Here is a 12,228-nt window from a genome sequence, read left to right as displayed (position 1 = left end):
CGCATCTCGTTACCATGCGGGGACGCAGGACCGAACGATCGACAGCAGCTGACGACGACGAGGGACGGGTAGGCGCGTGGCCGAGGCGGCAGATTTCCAGGGGACTCGTCCCTCTCCTGCCCGCCGGTGGCTCCGGCGCACGGCCTCGGCGGTGCTCGGAGCACCGCTGCTGGCCGGCCTCCTGGCCGTTCCGGCCGCGGGTGCCGCACCGGCCGCCGAGCCCGCCAAGGCCCCCACGGGCTCCCGCACGGTCGATGTGTCCCTGAACACGCTCACCCCGAGCGTTCCCTCGGAGGACGACACCCTGACCGTCTCCGGGACGCTCACTAACAGGGGCAAGGAGACGATCAGCAGCGCCGAGGTCGATCTCCGGGTCGGACCGCAGCTCACCGGGCGCGGAGAGGTCGACGACGCCGCGAAGCGCTCCGGGTACGTTCCCGGCGCCGACCCGGTCACCGTCGGGGACAAGTACACGGTGAAGTTCCCCAAGCTCGCCAGGGGCATCAGCCAGGACTTCACGCTCACCGTCCCCGTCGACAAGCTGGGCCTCGACGACCCGGGCGTCTACCAGCTCGGCATCTCGGTCTCCGGCCGGACGACCACCGCCCCCTACGAGCAGGTGCTGGGCATCGAGCGCTCGTTCCTGCCCTGGCAGCCCGAGGCGACGGACAGAAGGACGAAGCTCACCTTCCTCTGGCCGCTGATCGCCTCTCCCCATGTCACGGCGGAGACCCGCTCGGACGAACAGCAGACCCCCGTGTTCACCGACGACGACCTCGCCAAGGAGCTGGCGCCCGGCGGCCGCCTGGAGCAGATGGTGGCCCTGGGCAGCAGGCTCCCCGTGACCTGGGTCATCGACCCGGACCTCCTGGCGAGCGTCGCGGCGATGGCCGGGAAGTACGAGGTCGAGTCGGGTGACACGACCGTCCCGGGCAAGAACCAGACCGTCGCCAAGCAGTGGCTGACCGCTCTGGAGAAGGTGGTCGAGGACGGCAAGGTGATCGCGCTGCCGTTCGCCGACCCCGATCTGGCCTCCATCGCCCACCGCGGCAAAGCCGTCACCGGGACGCTCAGCCACCTGCAGAACGCCTCCACGGTGGCCGCGACGACCGTGGAGACCATCCTCCATGTGAAACCGTCCACCGACTTCGCCTGGCCCGTGAACGGCGCCGTGGACTCCTCCATCGTCGATGTGGCGACGTCGGCAGGCGCTCACAACGTGATCGCCCGCAGCGACAGCTTCCGGGAGACCGCGGCGCTTCCGTACACACCGAGCGCGGCGCGGCCGATCGGCGGCGGCACCACCGCGGTCGTCGCGGACGCCCGGCTGTCGACCCTGTTCGACGGCGACATGTCGAGGGCGGGCGCCTCCACCCTGGCGGTCCAGAAGTTCCTGGCCCAGACCCTCGCGCTGACCGAGCAGGCACCGGACAACGAGCGGAGCATCGTCGTGGCCCCGCCGCGGATGCCCACCGCCGCGCAGGCCCAGACGATGGCCCGCGCTCTGGAGGGGCTCTCCGGCAACCGGTGGACACAGCCCCTCGACCTCGTCGACGCCGCCGAGGTGAAGCCCGACCCGCAGGCCACCACCAAGGTCCCCCCGGCCTCCGCGTACCCGAAGAAGCTCCGCGCCCAGGAACTGCCCACACAGGCCTTCCAGGACATCCGCACCACCCAGGGGTCCCTCGACAGCTTCGAGACGATCCTGACGCTGCCCGAGCGCGTGGTGACGCCCTTCGGCAACGCCGTCAACCGCTCGATGTCGACGTCCTGGCGCGGGCGGTCCCTGGAGGCGCAGCAGTACCGGGACGCGGTCCGCGACTACTTGCAGGGCCTCACCTCCGAGGTGCAGCTCATCGAGAAGTCCGACGTCACCCTCTCCGGGCGCAGCGCGACCATCCCGGTCACCGTGCAGAACAAGCTGGTGCAGGGCGTGGACCGGCTGTACCTCCAGCTGACCTCGGACAACCTCCGGCTCAAGTTCAACGACGACGGGACCACCGCCAAGCTGCCGGTCAGCATCGCGGGCGGACACAGCCAGTCCGTGAAGTTCGACACGGCGACCAACGCCAACGGCCGGGCCCAGGTGACCGCCCGGCTGTTCACGGAGGACGGCACGCCGTACGGCGAGGAGATGACCTTCACCGTGAAGGTCTCCGAGGTGACACCCACCGTGCTGCTCGTGATCGCCGGCGGACTGCTGCTCCTGGTGCTGGCCGGCATCAGGATGTACAGCCACCGCAAGCGCGCCGTGGCAAGCGACACGGCGGACGGCAACGGCGACGGACCCGAGCAGCCGAGTGACCCGGCTCCGGACACCGGACCGGAAAGCGGGGCCCCGTCGGGAACGGGTGAGAAAGTGGACCGTTGAGCGATGTCTGTCGTGGCCGGTCGGCCGGGGACGATGAGGTAGGGGTTTCGATGAACGCGCCGTACGACGGTGACCGCGGGCAGGGCGCGGGCGGAGCAGCGTCTCCGGGCGGGCCTCCGGTTCCTCCGGGCGCGGGCCAGGACGGGTCCGTGCCGCCCGACCCGTACCTCCAGCAACCTGACCCGTACCTCCAGCACGCCTACGACGACGACCCCTACCGGGCGCAGGACCTGACCGCCCAGGACCCGGTGGGCGAGGCGCTCTACGACCGCGCCGCCCACCCGCCGCCGCCTCCCGGCACCTACCAGGAGCCGGCGCCGCTCTACCAGCAGCCGCCCCCCGCCCCGTACGCCCCGGACCCGCGCATCTGGGCGCAGACCCCGCCCCCCGAGCCGGCGGGGCCCTCCCGGCACCTGCCGTACGGGGACCGCCCGGCGACCACGCAGTTCGTCGGCGTCGACGACCTCGTGACCCGGGCCTCGGACGACCGGCAGGAGCCGGACGCCTTCGCGCACCTCTTCCGGGACCAGGAAGGTTCGGGGAAACCTCCGGTACCGCCCCAGCCCGAACCGGCTCCCGCACCCGCGCCCGCCAAGGGCGGTGGCGGCAAGGTCTCCGGCCTCCTCAAGTCCAGCGCGGTCATGGCCGCCGGCACCCTCGTGTCCCGGCTCACCGGATTCGTCCGGTCCCTGGTGATCACTGCCGCACTCGGCGCCGCGATGCTCGGCGACAGCTTCACCATCGCGTACACCCTGCCGACGATGATCTACATCCTCACCGTCGGCGGCGGTCTGAACTCGGTCTTCGTCCCCCAGCTCGTCCGCGCCATGAAGGACGACGAGGACGGCGGCGAGGCCTTCGCCAACCGGCTCCTCACCCTGGTGATGGTCGCGCTCGGCCTCATCGTCGTCGCCGCGGTCCTCGTCGCGCCGGTGCTGATCCAGCTGATGTCCAGCACGATCGCCGACGACGTGGCCGCCAACAGCGTGGCAGTCACCTTCGCCCGGTACTGCCTGCCCACCATCTTCTTCATGGGCGTGCACGTGGTGATGGGTCAGATCCTCAACGCCCGCGGCAAGTTCGGCGCGATGATGTGGACCCCGGTCCTCAACAACATCGTCATGATCATCACGTTCGGGCTGTTCATCTGGGTCTACGGCACCTCCGCCGAATCGCGGATGGGCGTCGACACCATCCCGGCTGAGGGCGTCCGGCTGCTCGGCATCGGCACCCTGCTGGGACTCGTCGTCCAGTCCCTGGCGATGATCCCCTACCTGCGCGAGACCGGCTTCCGCTTCCGCCCCCGCTTCGACTGGAAGGGCCACGGCCTCGGCAAGACCGTCAAGCTGGCCAAATGGACCGTGCTCTTCGTCCTGGCCAACCAGGCGGGCGTCCTGGTCGTCACTCAGCTCGCCACAGCCGCCGGCTCGGCCTCGGGCCACGACGGCACCGGGTTCCTGGCCTACTCCAACGCCCAGCTGATCTGGGGCATGCCGCAGGCGATCATCACCGTCTCCGTCATGGCCGCGCTGCTGCCCCGTATCTCGCGGGCGGCCCACGACAACGACCCGGGTGCGGTCCGCGACGACATCTCGCAGGGACTGCGCAACTCGGCCGTCGCCATCGTGCCGGTGGCCTTCGCCTTCCTCGCGCTCGGCCTGCCGATGGCCACCCTGCTGTACGCCTCCAGCGGCATCGAGGCCGCCCGCTCCATGGGCTTCATCCTCATGGCCTTCGCGCTCGGCCTGATCCCGTACTCCGTGCAGTACGTCGTGCTGCGCGGGTTCTACGCCTACGAGGACACCCGCACCCCCTTCTACAACACGGTCATCGTGGCCGCCGTGAACGCCGCGGCCTCCGCTCTCTGTTACGTCGTCCTGCCCGCCCGCTGGGCGGTCGTCGGCATGGCCTTCTCCTACGGTCTGGCCTATGCGGTCGGCGTCGGCGTCGCCTGGCGCCGCCTGCGGAACCGGCTCGGCGGCGACCTGGACGGCGCGCACATCGTGCGGACCTACGCCCGTCTCTGCATGGCCGCGGTGCCCGCCGCGCTGGTCGGCGGCGCCGTCGGGTTCGGGATCCTGGAACTGGTCGGCACCGGTGCCTTCGGCTCCCTGGCCGCACTGATCTGCGGCGGTGTCCTCCTCCTGGGCATCTTCTTCGTCGCGGCGAAGAAGATGCGCATCGAAGAGGTCAACGGCCTGGTCGGCATGGTTCGTGGACGGCTCGGACGCTGAATGAGCACCCGCCCGCACAACCATCGCCGCACTCCGCGTGTCGTGCATAGCGCTGGAGTGTGGGCACAATTGGCGTGACTGTGCAGAGCTGGCTGGCATCGCGCAACGGATGGGGAGGCAGGAACGACGGTGGCGGAACGTAGCACGGCTGCCGTCGACGTGGCCGACAACAGCGGTGACAAGCCGTTGACCGCCAAGGCGGACGAGGCCACGACCGACGGGACGGCGGAAGCCGAGGACACCAAGGGCGCGAGCCCCGAGGACACCGAGAACAAGGACGGTGCGCGGAAGCGTTCCGAGGCCGTTCCGGCGTCACCCGATCTGCACAGCGGTCACAAACTCGCCGGGCGCTACCGCCTGGAGGAGTGCGTCACCCGTCTGGACGGCTTCAGCAGCTGGCGCGCGGTCGACGAGAAGCTTCGCCGGGCCGTGGGCGTCCATCTGCTTCCCGCCGACCATCCGCGGGCCCGCTCGGTGCTGGCCGCCGCCCGCTCCTCGGCCCTGCTCGGCGACCCGCGCTTCGTCCAGGTCCTGGACGCCGTCGAGGAGAACGACCTCGTCTACGTGGTCCACGAATGGCTTCCGGACGCCACCGAGCTCACCGCTCTGCTGGCCGCCGGGCCCATGGAGGCCCACGACGCCTACCAGCTCGTCAGCCAGCTCTCCCAGGCGATGGCCGCCGCCCACCGCGAGGGCCTGTCCCATCTGCGCCTCACCCCGGGCGCGGTCCTGCGCAGCTCCACCGGGCAGTACCGCATCCGGGGCCTCGCCGTGAACGCCGCCCTGCGGGGCATCACCGCCGAGCGCCCCCTCCGTACGGACACCGAGGCCATCGGCGCCCTGCTGTACGCCGCCCTGACGCACCGCTGGCCGTACGGGGACGACGCCCACGGGCTCGCCGGGCTGCCCAAGGGCCTCGGGCTCATCGCCCCCGATCAGGTCCGGGCCGGCGTCCACCGAGGTCTCTCCGAGCTCGCGATGCGGGCGCTCGCCAACGACGGCGCCACCGCCTCCCGCCAGGAACCGCCCTGCACCACCCCGGACGAGCTGGCCAAGGCCGTCGCGGCCATGCCGCGCATCCTTCCGCCGGAGCCCACGTTCACCGCGCCGCCGGCCTACCAGCGCACGACTTATCAACAGGGCACGTACGGGCGTCCGTCCTCCCACCCGTCCGCCGTCACACAGCCCGTGCTGCCGGTCCCACCGGCGCCCCTGCAGAGCCGTACCGGCCGCGTGCTCAAGTGGACCGTGTCCGCTCTCCTGATTGCCGCCCTGGGCCTCGGCAGCTGGCAGCTCGCGGAGGCTCTGCTCGACCGCAGGGGCCACGCGGACGACTCCGTTCCCACACAGGGCCCCTCCGAGCCGAACGATGACGGCAAGGGGAAAGCGGACCTGAAGCCGCTGCCCATCGAGAACGCCGTCGAGTACTCCCCGGACGGGAAGGCACAGGACCCCGGTGATGTCCGCCTGACCCATGACGGGGATGCCTCGACCTACTGGCGGTCCAAGACCTTCGTGGACGGGCCCCGGCTGGCCCCGTTCAAGCAGGGGGTCGGCATCATGTACGAGATCGAGGCAGGTCAGAAGGTCTCGTCAGCGACCATCGATCTCAAGTTCAGCGGTGAGCGCACCAAGGTCGCGCTGTACGGCGCCGATTCCCTCTCCACATCCACGCCCCTGACCTCCATGGAGAAGATCGCCGAAACGGCGACCACGGGAACCAAGGCCACTCTTGCGGCGAAGAAGCCCGTGAGCACGCGGTTCATCCTCGTGTGGATCACAGAAATGCCGAGGTCACCGGCCGATGCGTTCAGCACAGATGGTTACAAGCAGGGCGTGATCGACGTCGAGTTCACAGGGTGAACCTCGACACCGATCTTTCCTGAGGGCTGTCCGAACTATTGGACAGCCCTCAGGCCCCTGAGAGGGCTTTACGAGCATTGCGAAGCTGGGATTCCTGAAAGGCTTTCAACTGGATCAGTTTTTCAGGATCCCGTTTCATCGCCTCTTTCTGCATCCCGGCCTCCACACTGCCCCATTTCTCGATGAGACCGACCCGACCCTTGCAATCCAGGTCAGTCAGAGCCACCCGCTTCTCTTCGGCACCGGCCTTCTCGGAGCTATGGAACTTTTCATCTCCCACAGATTCCAACGGAGAATCGTAGGAGTATCCGGATTCGGCCATACATTTCGACCAGGCCTTCACCACCACATCGACCCGCTCATCGCCGATGGATCGTTCAAAGCTTTCTCTGTTGACCTGAGAGGCGAATGAAATGGCAGCCTCCGGCACACCGGATTCATTTATCTTCGCTTCTGCTTCACCGAAACAACCGCCATCGGGGACGGATTCGCCTTCAGCGCTTTCTCCATCTCCCTGCTCTCCGAAGACCAGTCGCTTCTCGTCGTCCGAGAGAGGTTTCAGCTTCTCATCCGCGCCGGGCGCAGACGACGGCATGTGATATCCATACCTCGCCGCCGTTGCCCGATCCGATATGCCGTACCGCCTGCTGATTTCCGCGTCCTCAGCAGGATCCTCGGCCGGGGGCAGCGAGTAGGAGGAGCCGAGCCGTTTCAAACAAGCATTAGCCAGAAGAATCTTTGCCTTCTGGACAACCGCATGGTCCTCTGGAGACACGCTGTATTCGTCGATGGGGAGCCGAAGCGCCTTGCCGGAGTAGCTGCGACCTGACGAGCTCTCCGGCTGAGGCGTTGGCCGAACAGGCTCCGACGGGGCCGCACAGCCGCCAAGAAAAATAATCGACCCAATCAACAGCACTCTCGCACAACGAAGCTGCGAAAAATTCACTTTCCTGCGCCTCACATAAAGCGCTTGGCAGGCGCTCGAAAGAACGCCTGCCAAGCAAGGAGAACATTCCCGGATCAGGTCAGCTCGACCAGATCGTGCACTTTCCACTCGGCGAGCCGCTGACCCGGAAGTAGACCGAAGCGTTGTTGTTGTAGGTGGCCTTCAACTGAGGAAGATATCCAAATTCACTGTTCTTTGCCCGCATCGCGTCGCAGGCGCCTGCGTATCCACTGTTGTAATAGACCGCCACGTTAACCCCGACCCCGGGAAGCCTCGTCTGTATCGAGGCAGCGTTGTTCTTCAGCGAAACCCCCTGGCCGTTCCCCGAGGTGAGGAAGGTGTACGGGGCCAGGTTGGAGATGCCTTCAGCACCACCAGTGGAGTTGATCGTCGTCCGCGAACCACCGTAGTTCGAGTTGTAGAAGAAGGTGATACAGCTGGGGTCGCAGTTGCCTATCTTGTTCGTGTCGACCGATATCGACGCGTTCGCGGCGGAGGCCGATCCCAGCACTCCCACCACCGCGGAACAGGCAACGGCAAGAGCAGCTGAAGCGGTACGGAATCGCTTGTGCACGTATATCCTTTATGCACAGAATTTTATATTTTATTTAATTGGGCAGGATATTTCATTATTTCCGCCCGGACCTTGAAGAGGTTATCAACTGTCTGAGATAGTGTCGATCAGAATCCAAGGCACTTTCACCCTTAAAGTGGCCTTCTGTGCAGCTTTGGGAGACAGAATGGGCGCCGGCTCCGCGGGCACTGGCCCGAGCGACTCGGACCTGCTCGCCCAGCATGTGGCGGGCGACCCCGACGCCTTCGGTGAACTCGTACGCCGTCACCGCGACCGGCTCTGGGCCGTGGCGCTGCGGACCCTGGGGGACAGGGAGGAAGCGGCCGACGCCGTCCAGGACGCCCTCGTCAAGGCCTTCCGCGCCGCCCACACCTTCCGCGGCCAGTCCGCCGTCACCACCTGGCTCCACCGGATCACCGTCAACGCCTGTCTTGACCGGGTACGCAAGGCCGCCTCCCGCAAGACGTCCCCCGTGGACGACGCCGAACGGCTCGATCAGCTGCTGGAGCCCCACGAATCCGCTGAGGCCCCCGCTGTGCGGCGGGACCTCCACCGTCAGCTCCAGAAGGCCCTGGACACGCTGCCCGCCGAGCAGCGGGCGGCCCTGGTCCTCGTCGACATGCAGGGTTACCCCGTGGCGGAGGCCGCCGACATCCTGGAGGTGCCGACCGGCACCGTGAAGAGCCGGTGCGCCCGGGGCCGGGCGAGACTGGCCCCTCTGGTCCGCCATCTGCGCGCGGAAACCGAGGGACAGACCCCCGACGAGGAGAACGGCGCGGACGGAAGGAACCGGAGGCGCGAAGCATCCGTCCCACCTGCGTCAGGCCCCAGAGACGCAGGAGCAAGCAATCCTGCCGCCACGAAGGGAGGAGGTGGGCGCCCGTGACACCCACGGCCGACACAGCTCAGCACCCGGAGGTCTCCGAGATCTCCGATCTCGCCGAGGGACTGCTCGCCCCTTCCCGGACGGCGGAAGTCCAGCAGCACCTCACGGAGTGCGACCTCTGCGCAGAGGTCCGGGACTCCCTGGAGGAGGTTCGCGGACTGCTCGGGACGATGCCCGACCCCGAGCCGATGCCCGAGGACATCGCCGCCCGCATCGACGCGGCTCTCGCGGCGGAAGCCCGCCCCACACCTTCCACCGAGGACGAGTCGGTCGTTGTTTCACGTGAAACAACGACCGATGAAGGGGCGACGACCGGCAGGACGACGGCCGGGTCCGCTTCCCCCGTGCCCGGCAGCACCACTGCCCCGGACCGCCCTGCGGGCCGGTCCTCCGCCGCGACAGGACCGGGCCGCCGTCCCGCCCGTCGCCGTCGGCGCACCGTGGTGCTCGGCACCGCCTTCGGTGCTGCCATCATCGGAATGAGCGTCTTCTTCCTCCAGTCCGTCGCCCCGTCCGGCGACGCGACCAAGTCGGTCACCGACGGCGGAGTCCGCGCCGCGGACAGCAGCGCACCCGCCTACGCGGACAGCACACTCGAAGCCCAGGTGCGGGACCTCCTCGGCGACGAGGCGAGCCAGGAGAGTCCGGGCGCCAAGAAGGTGCCGCCGGAGGCCGACACCAAGTCGTCGAGCGAAGCTCTCACTCCCGAAGCGGAGCCGTCCAGGAGCCCCATGAAGGCCCCGGCCGTAGCCGTGCCCCCGTGTGTCCAGAAGGCGACCGGCCGCACCACGCCGGCCCTCGCCCTGGAGGAGGGGACGTACCGGGGAACGGACGCTTATCTCGTCGTCCTTCCGCACACGAGCGACTCCTCACGCGTACAGGCCTACCTCGTGGCCTCCGCCTGCGTGGACACCGCCCCGGAGTCCTCCGGCCAGCTGCTGCTCACACGGTCCTACAACCGCCCCTGAAGGCCGCCCACGACCGCCGCGGCGTGTTCGGGAATGCATCAGCCGTAGGATCCGTTGGGTGGGGTGTGAGTCGTTGACCGACCCCGTAGGCAGTTAGGCAGTCTGCAGAAACGAGGAAGAAACCCGTGAGCGACGTCCGTAATGTGATCATCATCGGCTCCGGACCGGCCGGGTACACCGCCGCGCTGTACACCGCCCGTGCCTCGCTGAACCCGTTGGTCTTCGAGGGCGCCGTCACGGCCGGTGGTGCGCTGATGAACACCACCGACGTGGAGAACTTCCCCGGCTTCCAGGACGGCATCATGGGCCCCGAGCTCATGGACAACATGCGGGCCCAGGCCGAGCGCTTCGGCGCCGAGCTGGTCCCCGACGACGTCGTCGCGGTCGACCTCACCGGTGACATCAAGACCGTCACCGACACCGCGGGTACCGTCCACCGCGCCAAGTCGGTCATCGTCACCACCGGTTCGCAGCACCGCAAGCTCGGACTGCCCAACGAGGACGCCCTCTCCGGACGCGGTGTCTCCTGGTGCGCCACCTGCGACGGCTTCTTCTTCAAGGACCACGACATCGCCGTGATCGGCGGCGGCGACACCGCGATGGAGGAGGCGACCTTCCTCTCCCGCTTCGCCAAGTCCGTCACGATCGTCCACCGACGTGACACCCTGCGTGCCTCCAAGGCCATGCAGGACCGTGCCTTCGCCGACCCGAAGATCAAGTTCGCCTGGGACAGCGAGGTCGCCGAGATCAAGGGCGACCAGAAGCTCTCCGGTCTGACCCTGCGCAACACCAAGACCGGCGAGACCTCCGACCTCCCCGTGACCGGACTCTTCATCGCCGTCGGCCACGACCCGCGTACCGAGCTCTTCAAGGGTCAGCTGGAGCTCGACGACGAGGGCTACCTGAAGGTCGAGGCGCCCTCCACGCGTACAAACCTCACCGGTGTCTTCGGCGCAGGCGACGTGGTCGACCACACCTACCGTCAGGCCATCACGGCCGCGGGCACCGGCTGCTCCGCCGCCCTGGACGCCGAGCGCTTCCTCGCGGCCCTGGCCGACGCCGAGCCCGCCGAGCCGGAGAAGACCCCGGCCGTCTGAACGTCCGCACCACTTCCCCACCACCCCGAGTATCTAAGGAGGCCGCCGTGGCCGGCGACCTGAAGCACGTTACGGATGACACCTTCGACGAGGTCGTCCTCAAGAGCGACAAGCCCGTTCTGGTGGACTTCTGGGCCGCCTGGTGCGGCCCGTGCCGCCAGATCGCCCCCTCGCTGGAGGCGATCGCGGCAGAGCACGGCGACCAGATCCAGATCGTCAAGCTCAACATCGACGAGAACCCGGCCACCGCCGCCAAGTACGGCGTGATGTCCATCCCCACCCTGAACGTGTACCAGGGCGGCGAGGTCGCCAAGACCATCGTCGGCGCCAAGCCGAAGGCCGCGATCCTCCGCGACCTCGAAGGCTTCATCAGCGCCTGACCGCGCAGCAGCGCCCCGGCGCAATGTTTCACGTGAAACGGGCCCACCCCCTGTGAAGGGGTGGGCCCGTTTCGCATAGCAGCAGGAAGCGGCAGCGCCTCACAACGGCCGCAGTACCGGCTCCTTCTGAACCGCCCCCAGAAGCCGGTCGAGCGCCATCTCCACGTCTTCCTTCCAGGAGAGCGTCGTCCGCAGCTCCAGCCTCAGCCGCGGGTGCACGGGATGCGGCCGCACGGTCTTGAAGCCGACGGCCAGCAGATGATCCGCGGGAAGGACGCACGAGCCCTGCTCGGACCGCGCGTCTCCGAACGCCTCGATCGCCTTGAAGCCCCGGCGCAGAACATCCTTGGCCACCGTCTGCACCATGACACGGCCGAGCCCCTGGCCCTGGTACTCGGGAATGATCAGGCCAGTGATGAGCTGAACGGCATCGGGGGAGACCGGGCTGGTCGGGAACGCCGTCGAGCGGGGGACATACGCGGGCGGGGCATAGAGCACGAAGCCGGCCGGAACATCGTCCACATAGACCACCCGGCCGCACGAGCCCCACTCCAGGAGAACCGCGGAGATCCAGGCTTCCTTCTCCAGCTCCGGCTTGCCCGCCTTTACCGCGGCTTCCCCACTGACCGGGTCAAGCTCCCAGAAGACGCACGAGCGGCAACGCTCGGGGAGATCCGGAAGGTTGTCCAGGGTGAGTGGTACGAGCCGACGCCCCATGACGGCGATTCCTCACTTCCTTCGCCCGCCGCACCCCGTGCGGCTGCCAGCGCGCTCCGTTCGTGGAACAGGCTGCCGACGAATCCCCCGACGGCGCCCAGGCCGAGACCGACCGTGACGAGCCGACTGCGGCTCACTCTTCGCAAGGCCTCCGCCCTCCTCTGAGGTCGATCACCGTGAATGCGCCGTCCC

Annotated in this window: 10 protein-coding genes; 7 read left to right on the top strand and 3 right to left on the bottom strand. The window is 68.1% G+C overall.

All coding sequences use genetic code 11. From position 1 onward, the window contains the following. The first annotated feature begins 76 nt into the window (after positions 1 to 76). The 3 genes from IE140_RS11385 (at position 77) to IE140_RS11375 (ending at position 6,468) form a co-directional block, all read left to right on the top strand. Positions 77 to 2,371 carry a DUF6049 family protein gene (locus IE140_RS11385; RefSeq protein ID WP_150195075.1) on the top strand — a complete coding sequence of 765 codons (2,295 nt, stop codon included), beginning with the start codon at positions 77 to 79 and terminating at the stop codon, positions 2,369 to 2,371. A 50-nt stretch (positions 2,372 to 2,421) separates the two neighbouring features. After that, positions 2,422 to 4,605 carry a murein biosynthesis integral membrane protein MurJ gene (gene murJ / locus IE140_RS11380; RefSeq protein WP_093444237.1) on the top strand — a complete coding sequence of 728 codons (2,184 nt, stop codon included), beginning with the start codon at positions 2,422 to 2,424 and terminating at the stop codon, positions 4,603 to 4,605. A gap of 129 nt (positions 4,606 to 4,734) precedes the next feature. Next, positions 4,735 to 6,468 (top strand): protein kinase family protein, encoded by a 1,734-nt coding sequence (locus tag IE140_RS11375; RefSeq protein WP_150195460.1) that lies wholly within the window; start codon positions 4,735 to 4,737, stop codon positions 6,466 to 6,468. Between the two features lie 49 nt (positions 6,469 to 6,517). Here the strand turns inward: IE140_RS11375 and IE140_RS11370 are convergent, their stop codons facing one another. After that, complete coding sequence (locus IE140_RS11370; RefSeq protein WP_150195462.1) at positions 6,518 to 7,414, bottom strand: hypothetical protein; 897 nt, start codon at positions 7,412 to 7,414, stop codon at positions 6,518 to 6,520. A 79-nt stretch (positions 7,415 to 7,493) separates the two neighbouring features. Beyond that, positions 7,494 to 7,988, bottom strand: a complete 495-nt coding sequence (locus IE140_RS11365) for a hypothetical protein (RefSeq protein WP_150195464.1) — start codon at positions 7,986 to 7,988, stop codon at positions 7,494 to 7,496. Between the two features lie 166 nt (positions 7,989 to 8,154). Between IE140_RS11365 and sigM the strand changes: the two genes are divergently transcribed. From sigM to trxA, 4 genes are all read left to right on the top strand, one after another. Continuing rightward, positions 8,155 to 8,874, top strand: a complete 720-nt coding sequence (gene sigM / locus IE140_RS11360) for an RNA polymerase sigma factor SigM (RefSeq protein WP_150195467.1) — start codon at positions 8,155 to 8,157, stop codon at positions 8,872 to 8,874. Further along, positions 8,871 to 9,842 (top strand): anti-sigma factor family protein, encoded by a 972-nt coding sequence (locus tag IE140_RS11355; RefSeq protein ID WP_150195469.1) that lies wholly within the window; start codon positions 8,871 to 8,873, stop codon positions 9,840 to 9,842. The genes sigM and IE140_RS11355 overlap by 4 nt, the downstream gene beginning before the upstream one ends. Positions 9,843 to 9,967: 125 nt before the next feature. After that, on the top strand, positions 9,968 to 10,939 hold the full coding sequence (gene trxB / locus IE140_RS11350; RefSeq protein WP_006125994.1) for a thioredoxin-disulfide reductase: 972 nt from the start codon (positions 9,968 to 9,970) through the stop codon (positions 10,937 to 10,939). Between the two features lie 47 nt (positions 10,940 to 10,986). Continuing rightward, positions 10,987 to 11,319: a thioredoxin gene (trxA, locus tag IE140_RS11345; protein ID WP_006125993.1), complete on the top strand. Its 333-nt coding sequence runs from the start codon at positions 10,987 to 10,989 to the stop codon at positions 11,317 to 11,319. Positions 11,320 to 11,418: 99 nt separating this feature from the next. Here trxA and IE140_RS11340 read toward each other — a convergent pair whose 3' ends face one another. After that, a complete protein-coding gene (locus IE140_RS11340) occupies positions 11,419 to 12,036 on the bottom strand; it encodes a GNAT family N-acetyltransferase (RefSeq protein WP_032776540.1) in 618 nt (205 codons plus the stop codon). Between the last annotated feature and the right edge of the window lie 192 nt (positions 12,037 to 12,228).

The organism is Streptomyces parvus (assembly GCF_014648875.1).
Classification (GTDB): Bacteria; Actinomycetota; Actinomycetes; order Streptomycetales; family Streptomycetaceae; genus Streptomyces; species Streptomyces parvus.
Note: the sequence above shows the minus strand (reverse complement) of the source record. Positions and strands in the feature narration are given on the sequence as shown.

What these genes read in the sequence shown, in the direction of transcription:
- murJ (WP_093444237.1), top strand. Translation starts at nt 2,422, where the DNA reads ATGAACGCGCCGTACGACGGTGACCGCGGGCAGGGCGCGGGCGGAGCA.
- sigM (WP_150195467.1), top strand. Translation starts at nt 8,155, where the DNA reads ATGGGCGCCGGCTCCGCGGGCACTGGCCCGAGCGACTCGGACCTGCTC.
- IE140_RS11340 (WP_032776540.1), bottom strand. Translation starts at nt 12,036, where the DNA reads ATGGGGCGTCGGCTCGTACCACTCACCCTGGACAACCTTCCGGATCTC.